The following is a 17,960-nucleotide window of genomic DNA, read 5'->3' as shown; positions in this document are numbered from 1 at the left end:
CCGAAACGCGGCAGTGGCTGCCTGTTCGGCGTGAGACAGGCAACCCGGGCACTGGCTAACCTGCTGCGGCAATGCCTTGCTCCCTTGCCACAGAAGAACCTTGCCCATGACAACCTCCGCTGCCTCCGTAGCCTCGACCACGCCTGCCGACCAGCCTCAGGGCTTTGTGGTCCGCATCGTCGGTGCTGCTGCATTCGCCCACCTGCTCAACGACCTGATCCAGGCGGTGCTGCCATCGATCTACCCCATGCTGAAAAGCGATTTTGCGCTGAGCTTTGCCCAGATCGGCTGGATCGCCCTGGTCTACCAAGTGACCGCCTCCCTGCTGCAGCCCTGGGTCGGCCTGTTCACCGACAAATATCCACAACCCTTCCTGCTGCCCGCCGGCATGCTGGTGACGCTGGTGGGCATCGCCCTGCTCGCCTTTGCCGGCAGCTATGAAATGCTGTTGCTGGCCGCCGCAGTGGTTGGCGTGGGATCGGCTACCTTCCACCCCGAAGCCTCGCGGGTGGCCAGGATGGCCTCCGGCGGGCGCTTCGGAACCGCGCAATCCACCTTCCAGGTTGGCGGCAATACTGGCTCGGCCCTCGGCCCGCTGCTCACCGCCGCCATTGTCATTCCGCACGGCCAGCCGGCCATTGCCTGGTTCATGCTGGCGGCTGCACTGGCAGTATGGGTGCTGTTGCGGGTAACAGGCTGGAGCGTGCGCCACGGCCAGGCCCGGCTCAAGACTTTCGCCGGTCAGCAAGCGCCCGGGTTGTCGCGGGGTGCCATGTGGCGCGCAGTGGCCGTGGTAGCCGTGCTGATGTTCGCCAAGTTCGTTTACATCGCCTCGTTCACCAACTACTTCACCTTCTACCTGATCGAGCATTTCGGCCTGAGCGTGCAACACAGCCAGCTGTACCTGTTCGTGTTCCTCGCAGCCGTGGCGCTGGGGACCTTTGCCGGCGGCCCGGTGGGTGACCGCATCGGGCGCAAGGCGGTGATCTGGGTCTCGTTCCTTGGCGTCGCCCCCTTCGCCCTGGCTCTGCCCCATGCCAACCTGGCCTGGACAGCCGTACTGGCCGTGGCCATTGGCCTGGTGATGTCCTCGGCCTTCGCGGCCCTGGTGGTGTATGCCCAAGAGGCGGTGCCAGGGCGGGTCGGCATGGTCTCCGGGGTGATGTTCGGGCTGATGTTCGGCATCAGCGGCATCGGCGCCGCCGGCCTGGGCGAACTGGCCGACCGGCATGGCATCGAGTGGGTGTACCAGGCCATCGCGTTCCTGCCGTTGCTCGGGCTGGCCACCGCGCTGCTGCCGGCCACCCGCTCGCAGGCCCGGCCGAGCCGTTGCTGCTAAAGTGGCGCTGCCTGGCTGCATCTACACGAGGTCACGATGGTAAAGCCGCAGCGCGAATTGCTGGTGGAGGTCGATGAATGGACCTGGGAAGTCGGGAGCCGTGCGACCGACTACCCTACGAACTGGTTCATCGAACCCCACCGGCATGCCAAGCATCAACTGATCTACGCCATCAAAGGCTTGATGATCGTCGAGTCCGGTAACGAATGCTGGACCGTGCCGCCCAGCCGCGGTGTGTGGATGCCCTGCGGCCAGGTTCACGCCATCCGCTGTGTTGGCGACGTGAAGATGCGCAGTGTGTTCGTGCGCACCGACGCGGCAGCGGGCCTGCCCCTGCAGAGCAAGGCCATCAGCATCTCGCCGCTGCTCAGCGAACTGATCAAAGCCTCGGTGGGCTTTACCGCCCCCTTTGCCGAGGACTCGCGTGAGGCCCGGGTAATGCGCTTGATCCTCGACGAAATCTGCGTACTGCCAACCTTGCCGCTGAAGCTGTCGCAACCCAGCGACAGCCGCTTGAAGGCCATCTGCTCGGCCTTGCACGAAAGGCCTGATAACAACGCCACCGTGGCTGACTGGGCCTTGCAACTGGGCGTAGATGAAAAGACCATCCAGCGCCTGTTCCGCAAGGAAACCGGCATGACCTTTGGCCAGTGGCGCCAGCAGGCACGGCTGATGCAGGCACTTGAGCGGATCGCACAGGGCGAGCGGATCATCGATGTGGCGGGGGCGCTGGGGTATGACAGCCCCAGTGCCTTCGCCAGCATGTTCAAGCGCCAGTTCGGCACCACACCGAGCCAGTTCTTCAAATAACCTGCAGGCCGGTGCGATTTTGGCGTGGACCGGGCCAAGCCGTGTACAGTACCCCTACAACAACGCCCGATAAGGAGCCCGGCCCATGACCGTGACGCTGTCCCCCGTGCAGATCGACTGCGCTTTCGATTCCGGCAACATTCAGGTGCTGGACGCCAGCAACCCGGCCCAGGTGCACCTGGCCATCCGCCCCGACACCCACAGCGGCCACTACCAGTGGTTCCACTTCAAGGTCAGTGGGCTGACCCCGGGCCAGGTCCATCGCTTCAGTCTCGACAACGCATCGGGCTCCTCGTACAAAAATGCCTGGAGCGGCTACAACGCAGTGGCCAGCTACGACCAGAACACCTGGTTCCGCGTACCCAGTCAGTTCGACGGCACGGCGCTGTCGTTCGAAGTGAAAGCGGAGCAGGAGCAGATCTGGTTCGCCTACTTCGAGCCCTACTCGCGCGCCCGTCACAACCAGCTGATCGAACGTGCTCGCCAGTTGCCAGGGGTCGAGTTGCTGGCCAGCGGCCGAAGCGTACAGGGCCGCGACATTCCGCTGCTGCGCGCTGGCGATGGCGCCACTGGCAAGCGCAAGCTGTGGCTGATTGCCCAGCAGCACCCGGGCGAGCACATGGCCGAATGGTTCATGGAAGGGGTAATCGATCGCCTGCAGGCCAACGATGCGGTAATCCAGCAGTTACTGGCCAAGGCCGACCTCTACCTGATCCCCAACATGAACCCGGACGGCGCCTTCCTCGGCCACCTGCGCACCAACTTCAAGGGCAAGGACCTCAACCGCGCCTGGCAGGACGCCAGCGTCGAGCTGACCCCGGAGGTGTTCTTTGCCCAAGCGCAGATGAAGCAGTACGGGGTGGACGCCTTTGTCGATGTACACGGCGATGAAGAGATCCCCCACGTATTCACCGCCGCCTGTGAGGGCAACCCGGGCTACACGCCACGCCTGGCAACGCTCGAGGAGCAGTTCCGCAGCACCTTGTGCAGCCTGACTCGGGACTTCCAGACCGTGCATGGCTACACCCGTGACAAGCCAGGGCAGGCCAATACCACGCTGGCCTGCAACGCAGTGGGCATGGCGCATGACTGCCTGTCACTGACACTGGAGATGCCGTTCAAGGACCATGACGACGCGCCCGATGCGGTTACCGGGTGGTCGGGGGCGCGGTCGAAGGCACTGGCCGGGGCGGTGCTGGAAACGTTGGCGAAGATGGTGGGCGATTTACGCTGAGCCCTGCCTTTGCAACTGACGCGGCCCTCTTGCAGGACCGCGTCAGGCTTTGTCAAAACTGCACATCCAGTATCACACTGTCGGAATAGGTCGCCGCTGGCGGCGTAGGCTGGTCCGTGTAGACCTTGGCGTTATAGTTGAACAGCTGGCTCCCAGTGCCGGTACCCGCCCCAGGGTTTACGTCTGCATCGGTACTGGCACGTCGTGCCGCCCCCGATGAGCCCCAGCGCACCGTCCCGGCACTCTTGAAAATGTCGTAGGCCAGGTAGTTGTTGGCCGATGACTTCATTCGCCGCCGGCCACCGGAGACGTTCTGCCCGTCGTCCAGCCCCACGGTGTAGTTGCTGCCCTTGGTGCACGACACGTTGAGGCTCTGGCTCACCGTACCGAACCCTGCGACCACCGGCGCGCTGCTGAAGCTGATGTCGGGGGTGGTAATCTGGCAATCGTTGGTCACGGTCAGGCTCACGTTCAAGGTCTTGGTGCCCGAACCAACGTCACGCCCCAGGCATATTCCAAGCGCGCCAATCCCCGAACAGTAATCCCAGCTCCAGGCCACGGTCAGGTTTTCCTGATACAACCCTGCTGCAACGTTGCTACCGATCTGCGTGCGCATGTAGATAGGCACTGCCTTGGGTGTAGTGCCCCCGAGCAACCCCAACAGGTCGATAATACCGTTGCGGGCAAAGTCGTAGGCCACCCCCCGGGTGATCGGGTAACTGGTCGTGTTGTTCGCGTACAGGGTATAAGGAATGACATCGCCTGTAGGGCCGACCAACCCGCCCGAGGCAGGCGTTATCGTCGCGTAGAAATGATCACTGCTGCTGAGCAAGGTCAGTAATGAACCTGTGCACTGCAAACCAGAGTTCAGGGTCGACGCAGTCTGCACCGTGGTGCGAACCTGCGTTGAATTCAGACTGCCAAACGCTGCTGGCAACGTTGCTACCGACGAGCAAAGGGCCCAGGAGGTACCCGCTGGCAACAGCAGCACGCTCGCCCACAGGACACGCAGCCAGCCACTCATCGGCACACCAACGGGCCAATCAAGGGTATCGAGCCTTGTGCTTCGGGCAGGTCGAAGGCCACCTGGCACTGCCCGCCCCCTTCGATCTGCACCTGCAAGCGGTTGTGCTCCGACAGGTTCTCCAGGTACACCAATCCGTCCCAACCCACCACGGCCTGGCTGCCACTTTGCTCGTGGGTGACCCGGCTGCCCAGCTTGAGCACCTGCTGGTTGCCGTCCACCAGCTCGACGCTGGCCGCCATCACACGCTTGAGCGGGAACTCCAGCAAATAACCGCTGCCCCGGCGCACCGCCACGCGCTGTTCAACCTCAGCAGCAAGCACGTCCGGTGGCAGGTCCATGGGGTCGATTTCGTACTTGCCGCGGTAGTACCCGCTGCTGTATGGCACCAGCAAATGACCTTTGGAATCGGTACGGCCGATTTCCTGGTTCTCGTAGCGTACCGGTACATCGGCATAACCTGTGGTACTCACTACCACAAACGCATCGTCAATGCGGTTGGCGGCGAAAACGCCCGCATCCATCCACACCAGCGAGCCACTGGCGTCGGCCCAGCGGGTCATCTCGCCGCTGCTGCCATACACCCCGGCCTGCAACTGCACCGATTGCAGCCGCCAGGTAACGTCAGCCTGGCGGTAGGCATCGCGGTCACTGCCTGCGGCGTAACCGAGGTTATAGCCAACGCCGACGCCGGCCGGTACCGCATGGCTGTAGTTGACCCGTTGCAGGCGCTCGCCTTCCTTGCTCCGCTCCATACTCAACGCCAGGGTGCCGTGCAGGTCGAACGGGATCACCAGCTGCGCCTGCACCGCCCACTGGCTATCACCCACTTCGCGGTTAGCCGACAGGTACACGCTGCTGCTGCCCCACAACGGTTTGCTGTAACTCAGGTTGATCAGACGGGTCCGCGTGCCGTCACCGGCGCGCACATCGAAATAGCCGGCACCTATGCTGCCGTACTCGTTCAGGTTGAGGCTCAGGGTGACCTGCTCGCTGCTTTTGCTCAGTTGCATGTCCGGGGAATCGACCCGCGTCAGGTCGGCATAATCGCCATGGCGTTGCAGGCGCTGGTAGCTGAAGCCGATGCGCTGGCTGTTGTACTGGTAACCCAAGGCGACCTGGTGGCCCTTCTCGCCGTCGAAGCGGCTTTGCGCCAAGGCAGCGTTGAGCACCCCGTAGTTGCCCAGCCGCATGTTGCCGCCCAGGCCGCCGAGCATCAGCGATTCGGAGGTTTCGGCATGGGTTTCCAAAGTGAAGGTGTCGCTGAGCCCGTAGCGCAGGCTGCCCGAAGCCACGCCTGGGCCATAAGCAAAATCGCGCACGGCGTAATCACGTCGCAAGCTACCTGCCGCCATCGAATAGTCCGACAGGCCTTTTTGCAGCAGGCTACTGGTGACGTAAAACGGCAAAGTGGTCGACACCTGCCGTCCCAAAGAATCAGTAGTGACCACCACCGCTTCCCCCGCGCCATTGATGAAGGGGACATTGGTCAAGGTGTATGGACCCGGTTGCAACTCGGTGGTGCTGGACTTGTAGCCATTGATGAACAGGTCCAGCGACGTCGGTACCGCCGCTTCACCCGCGAATGCCGGCAACGGGTACGTCACCAGGTCGGGGCGTGCACCGAAATCACGCGACAACTGAAGCCCCCCTACCCGTACCGAACTGCTCCAGGGCAAGGCACCGCTAACAAAATCACCCATTTCATACGTGAGCAGGCGCTGCTCGTCGGTAAGGCGCCAAGTGGTGTCGTAACGCATGAACCCCTGGCGTGTTGCATCCGCCTGTGCGCCATTGAACGACTGGCGCCACTGCCCGGTGCTGGAAAACGTGCCCCAACTGTCGAACAGGCGCAGCTCGTTCCAGGCGGCCAGGTAGGTACCGCCATCATCGGTGTCGTTCAGGTACAGGTCGTAGTTGAACAAGGCGCCGAAGCTGCTGCGGGCATCACTGGCCGGGTACAGGTTGTGGTCGCCGACCTGTTGATCGGGCAGCCAGGCCGGCGGCACCTGCAGCAGCAAGCGCTGGTTCTGGCTGTCGTAGTCGGTGTGCAACCCTGCGATGCCTTCCAGTGCCACTTCGCCCTGGGGGTTGCCCGGCAGCGAAATACCGGCCGCGCGCAACACCTCGCTGTCCAGGTACAACTGCCCGGCCCGCTGCTGCACCGGCACCAGTTCAGCCCTGGGCATCTGGTTTACCAGCAGGTCGAGGTACAGCGTGGCATCGGCGGTGGCGGACATCTCCGTAGGCGGCGGGGGCAGGTCGTCGGCCAGCGCCAGGCTGGGGCCAGCCATGGCCAGCCCCAGGCACCAGCGGCGCGTCGTCGCCGTTAGCCATTTCACACACGGTTTCCAACCATTGCCGGGTCCTCCCTGGCCCCTGCACTGCATTCAGTTGCTGGCTCATTGGCCTTGGCGGATGGCGTCCGCCGAGCCTTGGCCGTTGACCCGGCCCTTGAGCACGCTGGTGCTGCCGGGCGCCACGGGTGCCGGCCAACGCATGCTCGCACCCGGCAGCACATAGCCCAGCAAGCCCTCGGCCAACGGTTTGCTCTGGCTGCCTTGCTGCACCACCACATCGGTCAGGCGCGCATGCACCGGGCCTGTGTTGCGCAGCTCAACGTAGGGCTTGCCCTGCACGGTCACCGGGCGCCAGGTGAGTTGCGGCTTGCCAACGCCCTCGGCATTGCGCCTGCCCTCGGTGTCGGCCTTGCCCCACAGGCCTTCGCCGTAGACGAACAGAGGCACCGAATAGCGCATCTGCAGGCGAATTGCCGCAGTGGCGCCTGGCTCGGCCTTGTCCACAGGAATGGCGGGCGGGATTTCGTCGATGATGATGCGGTAGGCCTGCTCCTGACCGGCCGGTGACGGGCCGGTGCGGGTAAGGCGGATGAGCTGCTTTTGCCCAGGGGCGATGTTGGCCACCGGCGGGCTGCCGATGATTTCACGCTGTGCCTGGAACTGTTCCTGATAATCGCCCTGGCGCCAGGCGAATACCCGTACCTGCAGGTTGGCCGGCGCCGTGCCGCGGTTTTCAAGCCACAGGGCACCGGCCTTCTGATCAGCCTCCAACACCGGGTCGATCGGCCAGATCAGCACCGAAGTCGCCGCTCCGGCTGGCAGGCTCGCCAGCCACGATAACCCGATCAATCCATGCGCCCACTTCGCGCCTTGCCGCATGCAACTCTCCTTAGACACGTGTCGTTGGTGGCGCTGGCACTCACCAGGTCACCGTCACTTGCACCACATCGGTGTAGGTCCCCGCTGGCAGCGTGCCGCTCAGCTGAACCCGCCCGTAGACCGGCAGTTTGATCGCTGTCGGGTCGGAATAGCTCACGGCCACACTCGTGCCGATGCCCAACGTCTGGCTGTAGGCCGCGTCCCGGTAAAGCTGGTAGGCCAGCAGCTGCGTGCCGCTCGTGCGCTTGAGGTTGCGCGTGCCACTCGCACTGTTCTGCCCACCATCCACGCTCATGTTCATGGCAACGCCGGGGGTGCACTGGAACGTGACCGTGGTGCCACCCAGCGAGGTGCTCAGGGTGCTGGTGGACAACGCAGACTGCGTACCATAGTCCAGCGTTCCATAACTGGTGACGCCCCCCACCACCAGGCAACCGGCAACAATCTGTGCCGTCACGGTGAAGGTGCTGGTAGTCACCGCGCTCAACGGTGTAGCCAGGAGCAAACCGGTGCCCGTAAGGCCCCACGTCAACCAGCGGCGCATGGTTCAGAACGACAGCTCAACCGAAATCGTGTCGCTGTACACCCCAGCAGGCAAACCCGCCTTGCCCACGGCCTTGCCGTACAGGTTGACGGTCTGGGCCACACCCGTACTGGTGGGCAGGGTGATGGTGCCGTCGATTGCCAGCAACGTTGTACGCCCCGAGTCGGTATACAGGTCGTAAGGTACAAAGTTGCCAGCGCCGTCAGCGAGGGCACGCGTGCCACCGCTCGACTGGCCGTCGTGCAGGCCCGCACGTACCTTGACCACCGGCACCGTACCGGCCGAACACAGAATGCTCATGGCACCGCCCCCGCCCCCCAGTACCTGGGCATTTGCGCTAGTGAACAGGGCATCCTGGGTGCCAAAGTCCAAGGCACCGAAGTTAAGCCCCGATGTACCCGAACTACCGTTGACCTGGCACGCGGCAATCAGGGTCAACGTCGAGGTGATATTCCCGGTTACCGTCGCCGCCTGGGCCTGGGAGGCCAGCGCGAGGCCAAGGCCTGCAAGCATGCAGCATGATAGGTTCGTTCGCATCGGAGTCTCCTTGCGTAGTTACCAGTCCAGGGTCACTCTGAGGGTGTCGCGGTACAGCCCGGCCGGCAGCGCGCGACGTTGCGCCACTACCACTCCGTAGATGGGAATCGGGATCTGCCGGGTGCTGTTGATGGTGAAGGCGCGTGCCTGGCCGATGGCGTAGCGGCTGTTGCCACCCGGGTCGACCGCCAGTTGATAAGGGATCAGTTCACGGCCGTTGCTCAGTCGGCGAATGCCGTCGTCGCCATTCAGGCCACCGTTGATCCGCACGTTGAACGCCCGTACCTCAGGCGTGCAACTGATCTGCAGGCTGCCCTCGCCGCTTGCTTCGTCAACCCGGCTGCGCAGCGGCTGGTCCCAATTCGGGCCACGTTCACCGAAATCCAGCAGACCCGGGTTACCCAGTACGGCCGGTTGAGTGTCGTTGCTGCTGATCTGGCAGGCCGCGCTGATCACCAGCCGCGCCTGGATGAAACCGGTGGTGCTGCCGTGCGCCGCACCGCCAGTTACCAGCAATGGCCCAAGGGTGAGTAACAGGATGGAAGTACGGTTCATGGCATGGCGTCCTTGTGCATGGCGGCGTCCCTACCAGGTGACCGTGACTTTGAGCAGGTCGGCGTACAGCCCTGCATTCGGCACCCAGGCCAATTTGTCGACACGCGCATACAGCGGCAGCTCGACCGAGCCACTGCTTGGCACCCGCGCCGACTGGGCCACGCCAACCTCCAAGGGGTCGCGCCAGGCAGCATCGCGGTACAAGCGGTAAGGAATGGGCCGTGCGGTGCGGTCGTCGCTGGCCAGGTAACGCAGCTCGCCAACGCCGCCATGCTGGCCGCCGTCGACGCGCACTTGATAAGGGGTGCCCGGGTTGCACTCCAGGCGCGGCGGGCGCTGGCTCAGCAAAACCCCGCTCAAAGGCGCGCCAGGGCCGTCCAGGCGAGCCGTCGCACCCAGGTCGATCCGCCCCAGCGCCTGAGCTCCCGCATCGCGTGCCTGGGTAACCAGCATGCAGCCACGCTGCACCAGCACCCGCACTTCCACGAGAAAATCCGCTCCCACGGTACTGCCGCTGAACAACAGGCCCAACAGCGCGGCCACCAAGCGCTCCGTCACCTTATTATCCTTATCGAAACTGCCTGGTCTGAGCGTAGCAGCGAGGCAGCACGACCGTGGTGGCATCAAGCCATTTTTTTGTATTAGCGATAAAGCGATACCGCTCCGTCAAAAAAAACCAGCCCCGCGTAGAACCCCTCGCTACCCAGTGCCTCCAATGGCCAGAGGCCGGTAAAACTGCTGGATTTCTGTTAGGGTGACACACCTCATCCTGTGCCATACAGGGACGGACAAGACAGGAGCGTTTTCACTGATGACTGCAGACAACACGCTGGAAGAAGCCATGGAACGCTGTGCCCGGGAACCGATCCACGTGCCGAGCAGCATCCAGCCCCACGGTTTCTTGCTGGTGCTGGATGCCACCGACCTGTGCGTGCTGCAGGCCAGTGAAAATGTCGAACAGTGGCTGGGCTTGCCAGCCCGGGAGCTGATCGGTTGCCAATTCACCCACCTGGTCAGCGACGGTTTTGACCTGTGCGCGCAGCTCGCGCGCATACCCGACGATGAAGTCTTCCCTTTTCACATTGGCGACGTGCGCTTGCGCCAGGGCGCGCCGTTCAGCACCCCGTTGCACCTGCTGGTGCACTGTCACGACGACGTGCTGGTGGCCGAGCTCGAACCCCCACGCCTGCCGCCGGACCTGGCCGGGCAAGGCGACTACTACCCACTGGTGCGCAGCTTCGTTGGCAGCCTTCAGCTGGCCAGCAGCCTTGAAGACCTGCTGCAGCAAACGGTGCTCCAACTCAAGCGCATCACCGGTTTTGGCCGGGTCAAGGCGTACCGTTTCGATGCCGATGGCAACGGCCAGGTGCTGGCCGAGGTGGCCGACCCGGGCTACCCCCGTTATCTGGGCCTATGCTTCCCGGCTGCAGACATCCCGCGCCAGGCGCGCGAGCTGTACCGGATGAACCGCATCCGCGTGATCGAAGACGCCAACTACCAACCCTCGCCCCTGCATCCGGCCACCAACCCGCGTACCGGCAAGGCACTGGACATGAGTTTTGCCACGCTGCGCAGCGTGTCACCGGTGCACCTGCAATACATGCGCAACATGGGCACGCTGGCGTCGATGTCGTTGTCGATCGTGGTCGATGGTGAACTGTGGGGGCTGGTGTCCTGCCACCATCAGCAGCCGCGTGCAGTGGACCTGCGTACCCGCACGGCCTGCGAGCTGCTGGCCAGCGTGCTGTCGCTGCAGATCGAGTCCCGCGAGGCGCATGCCAGCACACGCAAGCTGCTGGCGCTGCGCCAACACATCGTGCGCATGATCTCGTCCATGGCCGACCATGACAGCGTCAGCGACGGCCTGCGCGACCTGCCCCATGTGCTACTGGCCTTTGCCGGTGCCCAGGGTGCCGCCGTGATCTCGGCCGAACGCTGCGACCTGATCGGCAAGACCCCGCCCGAAGCCCAGGTGACCGCGCTGGTACACTGGCTTGGCCAGCGCGGTGCAGACACTGTGTTCCACAGTGACAACCTGCGCCGTGACATCACCGACCTGCCCGAGCTGGCCGCCCATGTCGGCGGTGTGCTGGCGGTGGCCATCTCGCAGATCCACTCGCACTACCTGCTGTGGTTCCGCCCCGAGCAGGTGCGCACGGTGAACTGGGCTGGCCAGCCGACCAAGCAGGCCGGGCCGCAGGGCAACCTCGACCCGCGGCACAGTTTCGAACGCTGGCAGGAAGAACTGCGCGACTACTGCGAGCCCTGGGACCCGCTGGAGATCGAGGGCGTGATGGAGTTGCGCAGCGCGGTGCTGGGCATTGTGTTGCGCAAGGCCGAAGAGCTGGCGCAACTGGCAGGCGAACTGCGCCGTTCGAACAAGGAGCTTGAAGCATTTTCATACAGCGTGTCCCACGACCTGCGCGCCCCCTTGCGGCACATCGCCGGCTACACCGAACTGCTCGGCGAAATCGAAGGCCAGGGTCTGAGCGAACGCGGCAAGCGCTACCTTCAGCATATCGGAGAAGCGGCGCACTTCGCCGGCAGCCTGGTGGACAACCTGCTCAACTTCTCGCAAATGGGCCGCTCGGCCTTGCGCCTGTCCGACGTCGACCTCAACACGCTGGTCGATGCGATTCGCAGCGAGCTGGCACCGGATTACGAAGGCCGCGCAATCGTTTGGGACATTGCTGCACTGCCCAAGGTGATCGGCGATCCGGCATTCATCAACATGGCCTTGCACAACCTGATCGCCAATGCCATCAAGTACACGCGTGGCCGTAACCCCGCGCACATTGGCATCCGCGCGGTACAGCACCCTGACGAAACCGAAATCATCATCGTCGATAATGGCGTAGGCTTCGACATGGCCTACGCCAACAAGCTGTTCGGGGTGTTCCAGCGCCTGCACCGCATGGAGGACTTCGAAGGCACCGGGATTGGCCTGGCCAGCGTACGTCGTATCATCGAGCGCCATGACGGCCGGGTCTGGGCCACTGGTCAGATCGACCAGGGTGCCAGCTTCCACTTCACCTTACCGCACCACACCGCATCCACCTGAGGCACCACTATCACCATGCTTAAACCCATCCTGCTGGTCGAAGACAACCCAAGGGACCTGGAGCTGACGCTGCTGGCCCTGGAGCGTAGCCAGTTGGCCAACGAAGTCATCGTGCTGCGCGACGGCGCCGATGCCCTGGACTACCTGCTGCGCCGCAATGCCTATGCCGATCGCGACGACGGCAACCCTGCCGTGCTGCTACTGGACCTGAAACTGCCCAAGGTCGATGGCCTGGAAGTGCTCAAGGCAGTACGTACCACACCTGAACTGCGCAGCATCCCCACCGTCATGCTGACCTCCTCGCGGGAGGAGCCTGACCTGCTGCGCGCCTACGAGTTGGGGGTGAACGCGTATGTGGTCAAACCGGTGGAATTCAAGGAATTCGTCGCCGCCATCTCCGACCTCGGGGTATTCTGGGCAGTGCTCAACGAACCGCCACCCGGCTCACTGCGGCTGAACCGTCGCGGTAGCAACTGAGGCCGCCGCAACGATGCAGCAAACGCCGTTGAAAATACTGATGGTCGAGGACAGCTCGATGGACGCCGAGCTGACCCTGATGCGCCTGGAGCGCAGCGGGCTGAATGTGCAGCACCGGCTGGTGTTCGACCATGCGGGTTTCGAACATGCCCTGCGTGAGGCCCACTATGACCTGATCCTGTGCGACTGCGTGCTGCCAGGCTCGTCCGGCACCGAGGTGCTGGCCATCGCCCAACGCCTGGCGCCAGCCGTACCGTTCATTTTCCTGTCCGGCATCTATGGCGAAGAGCACGCGGTGGAAATGATCCGCCTCGGCGCCACCGACTATGTGCTGAAGAAAAACTTGCCGCTGCTGCCCAAGGCCGTGCGCCGGGCCCTGACCGAGGTGCAGGAACGCCAGCGCCGGCGCCGCGCCGAAGAGGCACTGGCAGATGTCGAAGCCTGTGCCCGCATCGCCATCGACGCCGCCGGCATGGGCACCTGGGACCTGCGCCCGCAAGAAGGCCTGCTGCTGTGGGACGACCGCTGCAAGACGCTGTTCGGCCTGCCCACCAGCACCGAAATGAGCCTTGACGTGTTCTACGCCGGCATCTACCCCGACGACCTGCCACTGGTGCGCGAGGCGGTTGAGCACGCCATGCGCCCGGAAAGCGGGGGCCACTACCGGGTCGAGTTCCGTATTGCCCAACCCAACGGGCTGGAGCCACGCTGGTTGCTTAGCAGCGGCCAGTGCCAGTTCGTCAACGACCAGTGCGTGCGTTTTTCCGGCGTACTGCAGGACATCCACACCCAGCGCCTGGCCACCCAGGCGCTGCGCCAGCTCAACGAGATGCTGGGCGAGCGGGTGGAACGCCGCACCCGTGAACGCGACCGCGCCTGGGAGCTGTCGCAGGACCTGCTGGCCGTGCTCAACAAGGACCTGACCCCAGTCGCACTCAACCCTGCCTGGGAAGCCAGCCTGGGCTTCTCCCGCGAGCGCCTGAGCCAGTCCTCCTTGCTGCACCTGCTGCCCGAGCACGACCAGGAACTGTTGCTTACCGAGCTGGCCGCCCTCGCCCACGGCCGCACCAGTGCCCGCTTCGTGGGGCGCATCCAGCACGCCGGTGGGCAGCAGCGCTGGCTGTCGTGGGTGGTGGTGCCCGAGGACACCTTGCTTTACGTGGTGGCGCGTGACATTACCAGCGAGCGCGAAGCCGCTCTTGGCCTGGCAGAAGCCAACACGCGCCTGCGCGAGCAGATCAACGAGCGCGAACGCATCGAGGCGGCGCTGCAACAGATGCAACGGCTGGAAGCGGTCGGCCAACTGACCGCAGGCGTGGCCCACGACTTCAACAACCTGCTGACGGTAATCCTCACCGGCGCCAGCTTTCTCGAGCGCGACCTGGCCAAGGCCAACCTGGACAAAGCCCGCACGCGCCTCACGCACATCCGCGAAGCCGGCGAGCGTGGCGCCAAGCTGACCTCACAACTGCTGGCGTTTTCCCGCCGTCAGCGCCTGGAACCCGTGCCGCTGAACCTCAATCGCACCCTGGCCGGCCTGGAAGAACTGCTAAGCCGCACCTTGGGCGGTAACATCTCGGTACGCCTGGACCTGGACCCGGCCCTGTGGCAGGCCCTGACCGACCCTACCCAGACCGAAATGATCATCCTCAACCTGGCGATCAATGCCCGCGATGCCATGCCCGATGGTGGCCAGCTGACCCTGACCACTCACAATACCTGCATCGATACCCGCCCACAGCGCCCCGAAGACCCGGAGCCTGGGGAATACGTGATGCTGAGCATCCGCGATACCGGCTGCGGCATGAGCGAAGACGTGCTGGCCAAGGTGTTCGAGCCGTTCTTTACCACCAAGGACATCGGCAAGGGCTCCGGCCTTGGCCTGGCCCAGGTGTTCGGCTTTGCCAAACAGTCCGGGGGCGGCGTGCGCATCGACACCGTACCTGGCCGTGGCACGCAAGTGGCGGTGTATCTGCCGGCGGTCAAGGAGCAGGCCATGAGCGAACCGGCCGTACCGCTGCTCAGGCAGCCGGTCAGCGACAGTGGCCGCAACCGTACGGTGCTGCTGGTGGATGATGACCACCTGGTGCGCGACATGCTGGGCGACGTGTTGCGCCAGTACGGCTACCAGGTGCGCCAGGCGCACAGCGGCGAACAGGCCCTGGTCCTGCTGGATGGGGAAATCGACCTGCTGCTTACCGATTTCGCCATGCCCGAGTTCAACGGCGCGCAGTTGGCGCTGGCGGCCCGTGACCGCTACCCGCACCTGCCGGTGGTGTTTCTTACCGGTTATGCGGAGTTGCAGGGCCTGGAATTACCGCGCAGCGTGGTCATCCAGAAGCCCGTGCAGGCGGATGAGCTGGCCAGGGTGCTGAATGAAATGCTGGGGATTGCAGATTAGTTGAGAGCGGCACAAGGCCGCTCTACAGACATCGCGCAAAAACGACAAAACCCAGCGCTCATCTTTCTAAGCACCGGGTGATATACGTTTGAAGCTGAAAAATGGCAGGGGCGGCTGGATTCGAACCAACGCATGGCAGGATCAAAACCTGCTGCCTTACCGCTTGGCGACGCCCCTGTATCGGATGCAGCGTTTGCTGCCCTGACAATTCCAACTGAGTGACAACTGGGTTGTTGTCTTGGAATGCGCGGTACTTTAACAACAAAGTTTTGATCTGTGAAGCCCCTGATGAAAAAAAATTGCCAGAAAACAGCGAGTTAGTCATTTTCACCCGCGCTGATGCCAGACCTATCGCATGAAGCGATCATTGCCGGCCACTTTCCGTATTAGTCAAAATGGCCGCCCTCGGGCAAGCTGCACGCTGCCCCGCCATCACCCAAGGAGCTGTGCATTTGTCTGCCTGGATCCCCGCCCCACTTCGCCAGCTTGGCCAACGCCTGCGTGGCGCCGAAGCCAACCACAGTGAACTGCTCGACTGGTTCGAGGAAAAAGCCCGCAGCCGGGGTTACCAGCTGAGTGATGGCCAGCGACGGGTGATCCAGTGCATGGCCACACAACTGGCACAGCTCGAACAAGGGCAAGCACGCAGCCTTTACCTGTACGGCTCGGTGGGACGCGGCAAGAGCTGGCTGCTCGATGGCTTTTTCCAGGCGGTGCCGGTAGAAGCCAAACTGCGCCTGCACTTTCATGACTTCTTTGCCCGCCTGCACCAGGGCATGCACCGCCACCGGGCATTGGACGATGCACTGGGCGCCACACTCGATGAGCTGGTGGGCAATTGCCGGGTGCTGTGCTTCGATGAGTTCCATGTGCATGACATTGGCGATGCCATGCTGCTCACCCGGTTGTTCAACGCCTTGTTCGCCCGTGGCGTGTTCCTGCTGGTGACCTCCAACTACGCCCCTGAAGGCTTGCTGCCCAACCCGCTGTACCACGAGCGTTTCCTGCCCGTGATCCGCCTGATCAACAGCGCTATGCAAGTGCTGGAGGTAGGCGGCGATACGGATTTTCGCAGCCTGCCGGCCAACCGCGAGCACCAGCGTTTCACCCAGGGCCATTATGTGTGGCCAGGCGATGCCGCGCAGCGCCAGGCGCTGAACGTGCCGCGCGAACAGCCGGTGATGCTGGAGGTGAACAAGCGCCCACTGCGCGCACTGGCCATCGACGGCCGGCGGGTGGTGCTCGGGTTTGACGACTTGTGCGAAAAGGCCACGGCGGTGATCGACTACCTGGCGCTGGCGCAGCAGTATGATGAGTGGATCATTGATGGGCTGGATGACTTGGCGGAGTGTTCGCTGGCAGCCCAGCAGCGCTTCGTCAACCTGGTGGATGTGCTGTATGACCAGGACCGCCAAGTGACGGTGATTGGCAAGCGACCGCTGGAAGAGAGCCTTGGCGGGCCGCTTGCCGACCTGATGCGAACCCGCAGCCGGTTGGGGCAACTGCATCAGGTAGCCCCTTAGATCTCCATTGCCTGAAACGGCCTTTTCGCGGGTAACCCCGCGAAGAGGCCAGAAGAGTCAGCTCATCAACCCGCCCTGGGCAAATCCGCCAGCACCCCCTCGATCTCCCCCAGCACCGCCGGGTCATCCAGGGTCGAAGGCGGCACATAGTCCTGCCCGTCGGCAATCTTGCGCAGCACCGCCCGCAAGATCTTCCCCGACCGGGTTTTAGGCAAACGCTTCACCAGCCGAACCCGGTTGAAACAGGCCAGCGGGCCGATTGCCTCGCGCACGCTGCCCACCAAGTCCACCAGCAACTGCGCCTCGCTGATGCCCTCGCCGTCCTTGAGCACAACGAGCGCCAGCGGCACCTGCCCCTTGATCTCGTCGTGCACACCAATTACCGCGCACTCGGCCACCGCCGGGTGACAGGCCACCAGGTCTTCCATTTCGCCGGTGGACAGGCGGTGCCCGGACACGTTGATCACGTCATCCGTGCGCCCCATGATGTAGACAAAGCCATCCTCGTCCAGGTAGCCGCCATCGCCTGTGTGGTAGTAACCCGGATAGGTGCGCAGGTAGGCCTGCAAATAACGCTCGTGGTCACCCCATAGCGTCTGGCTGCACCCGGGCGGCAACGGCAGGGCAATGACAATCGAGCCTTGGTGATTAGGCCCCAGCAAGTGGCCTTCGTCATCCACGACACGCACATGGTAGCCCGGTACCGCCCGGTTGCTTGAGCCCGGCTTGGCCGCGCTGCCCTCCAGCCCGACGCAGGGCGCAGTGACCGGCCAGCCGGTTTCGGTCTGCCACCAATGGTCGTGCACCGGTTTGCCACTGACCCGCTCCAGCCATTCATGGGTGCTTGAGTCAAGCTTCTCACCCGCCAGGAACAGCTGGCGCAGCGAGCTGAGATCGTGCTTGCGGATCAGCTCGCCCTCCGGGTCTTCCTTGCGGATGGCACGCATGGCGGTGGGCGCACAGAACAGCGCATTGACTTTGTATTGCTCCACCACCCGCCAGTAGGCCGAGGCGTCTGGGGTGCGGATCGGCTTGCCTTCGTAGAACACCGTGGTGCAGCCGCTCATCAACGGCCCGTAGACGATCAGCGAATGGCCGACCACCCAGCCCACGTCGGAAATGCCCCACCACACATCGCCGGCCTGCATGCCATAGATATGGCGCATGGCATAGCACAGCGCCACAGCATTACCGCCGTTTTCCCGGACGATACCCTTGGGTTTGCCGGTGGTGCCCGAGGTGTACATGATGTTATGGGGCGTACCATCTGTTAGGG

15 protein-coding genes and 1 tRNA gene are annotated in these 17,960 nt (G+C 63.7%); 7 read left to right on the top strand and 9 right to left on the bottom strand.

All coding sequences use genetic code 11. The annotated features are described in order from the left end of the window. Positions 1–106 precede the first annotated feature (106 nt). The 3 genes from PM2_RS16650 (at position 107) to PM2_RS16640 (ending at position 3,383) form a co-directional block, all read left to right on the top strand. Positions 107–1,339, top strand: a complete 1,233-nt coding sequence (locus tag PM2_RS16650; RefSeq protein ID WP_016714716.1) for an MFS transporter — start codon at positions 107–109, stop codon at positions 1,337–1,339. A gap of 36 nt (positions 1,340–1,375) precedes the next feature. Next, positions 1,376–2,149, top strand: a complete 774-nt coding sequence (locus PM2_RS16645; RefSeq protein WP_016714717.1) for an AraC family transcriptional regulator — start codon at positions 1,376–1,378, stop codon at positions 2,147–2,149. Positions 2,150–2,234: 85 nt separating this feature from the next. Next, positions 2,235–3,383 carry a M14 family metallopeptidase gene (locus PM2_RS16640; RefSeq protein WP_028699337.1) on the top strand — a complete coding sequence of 383 codons (1,149 nt, stop codon included), beginning with the start codon at positions 2,235–2,237 and terminating at the stop codon, positions 3,381–3,383. 52 nt (positions 3,384–3,435) lie between these two features. On the opposite strand, the gene PM2_RS16635 is transcribed toward PM2_RS16640, so the two are convergent. The 7 genes from PM2_RS16635 to PM2_RS16605 form a co-directional block, all read right to left on the bottom strand. Further along, positions 3,436–4,407: a Csu type fimbrial protein gene (locus PM2_RS16635; protein ID WP_016714719.1), complete on the bottom strand. Its 972-nt coding sequence runs from the start codon at positions 4,405–4,407 to the stop codon at positions 3,436–3,438. Next, the gene (locus PM2_RS16630) at positions 4,404–6,701 is read right to left on the bottom strand and encodes a fimbria/pilus outer membrane usher protein (protein WP_016714720.1); all 2,298 of its coding nucleotides are present in this window, start codon (positions 6,699–6,701) and stop codon (positions 4,404–4,406) included. Before PM2_RS16630 ends, PM2_RS16635 begins: the two co-directional genes overlap by 4 nt. Before the next feature lie 108 nt (positions 6,702–6,809). Next, positions 6,810–7,586 (bottom strand): fimbrial biogenesis chaperone, encoded by a 777-nt coding sequence (locus tag PM2_RS16625; protein WP_016714721.1) that lies wholly within the window; start codon positions 7,584–7,586, stop codon positions 6,810–6,812. Positions 7,587–7,626: 40 nt separating this feature from the next. Beyond that, positions 7,627–8,130: a Csu type fimbrial protein gene (locus PM2_RS16620; RefSeq protein ID WP_016714722.1), complete on the bottom strand. Its 504-nt coding sequence runs from the start codon at positions 8,128–8,130 to the stop codon at positions 7,627–7,629. A 3-nt stretch (positions 8,131–8,133) separates the two neighbouring features. Next, positions 8,134–8,667: a Csu type fimbrial protein gene (locus tag PM2_RS16615; protein ID WP_028699338.1), complete on the bottom strand. Its 534-nt coding sequence runs from the start codon at positions 8,665–8,667 to the stop codon at positions 8,134–8,136. Between the two features lie 18 nt (positions 8,668–8,685). After that, entirely contained in the window at positions 8,686–9,222 is a 537-nt protein-coding gene (locus PM2_RS16610; protein ID WP_019098003.1) for a Csu type fimbrial protein, read from the bottom strand. 30 nt (positions 9,223–9,252) lie between these two features. After that, on the bottom strand, positions 9,253–9,780 hold the full coding sequence (locus tag PM2_RS16605; RefSeq protein WP_028699339.1) for a Csu type fimbrial protein: 528 nt from the start codon (positions 9,778–9,780) through the stop codon (positions 9,253–9,255). Between the two features lie 253 nt (positions 9,781–10,033). Between PM2_RS16605 and PM2_RS16600 the strand changes: the two genes are divergently transcribed. From PM2_RS16600 to PM2_RS16590, 3 genes are read left to right on the top strand one after another with little or no spacing between them, the layout of a single operon-like run. Continuing rightward, entirely contained in the window at positions 10,034–12,283 is a 2,250-nt protein-coding gene (locus PM2_RS16600; protein WP_028699340.1) for an ATP-binding protein, read from the top strand. A 15-nt stretch (positions 12,284–12,298) separates the two neighbouring features. After that, entirely contained in the window at positions 12,299–12,760 is a 462-nt protein-coding gene (locus tag PM2_RS16595) for a response regulator (RefSeq protein ID WP_016714727.1), read from the top strand. A 13-nt stretch (positions 12,761–12,773) separates the two neighbouring features. Further along, positions 12,774–15,161: a PAS domain-containing hybrid sensor histidine kinase/response regulator gene (locus tag PM2_RS16590; protein ID WP_028699341.1), complete on the top strand. Its 2,388-nt coding sequence runs from the start codon at positions 12,774–12,776 to the stop codon at positions 15,159–15,161. 102 nt (positions 15,162–15,263) lie between these two features. On the opposite strand, the gene PM2_RS16585 is transcribed toward PM2_RS16590, so the two are convergent. After that, positions 15,264–15,338 (bottom strand) — tRNA-Gln (locus PM2_RS16585). A gap of 275 nt (positions 15,339–15,613) precedes the next feature. Between PM2_RS16585 and zapE the strand changes: the two genes are divergently transcribed. After that, a complete protein-coding gene (zapE, locus tag PM2_RS16580) occupies positions 15,614–16,684 on the top strand; it encodes a cell division protein ZapE (RefSeq protein ID WP_016714729.1) in 1,071 nt (356 codons plus the stop codon). Positions 16,685–16,749: 65 nt separating this feature from the next. Here the strand turns inward: zapE and PM2_RS16575 are convergent. Next, the coding region (locus tag PM2_RS16575) for an AMP-binding protein (RefSeq protein WP_042132186.1) at positions 16,750–17,960 on the bottom strand (1,211 nt) is incomplete at its 5' end.

It is taken from the genome of Pseudomonas monteilii NBRC 103158 = DSM 14164 (genome assembly GCF_000730605.1).
Classification (GTDB): domain Bacteria; phylum Pseudomonadota; class Gammaproteobacteria; order Pseudomonadales; family Pseudomonadaceae; genus Aquipseudomonas; species Aquipseudomonas monteilii.
This window is presented reverse-complemented; position numbering and strand designations above follow the sequence as displayed.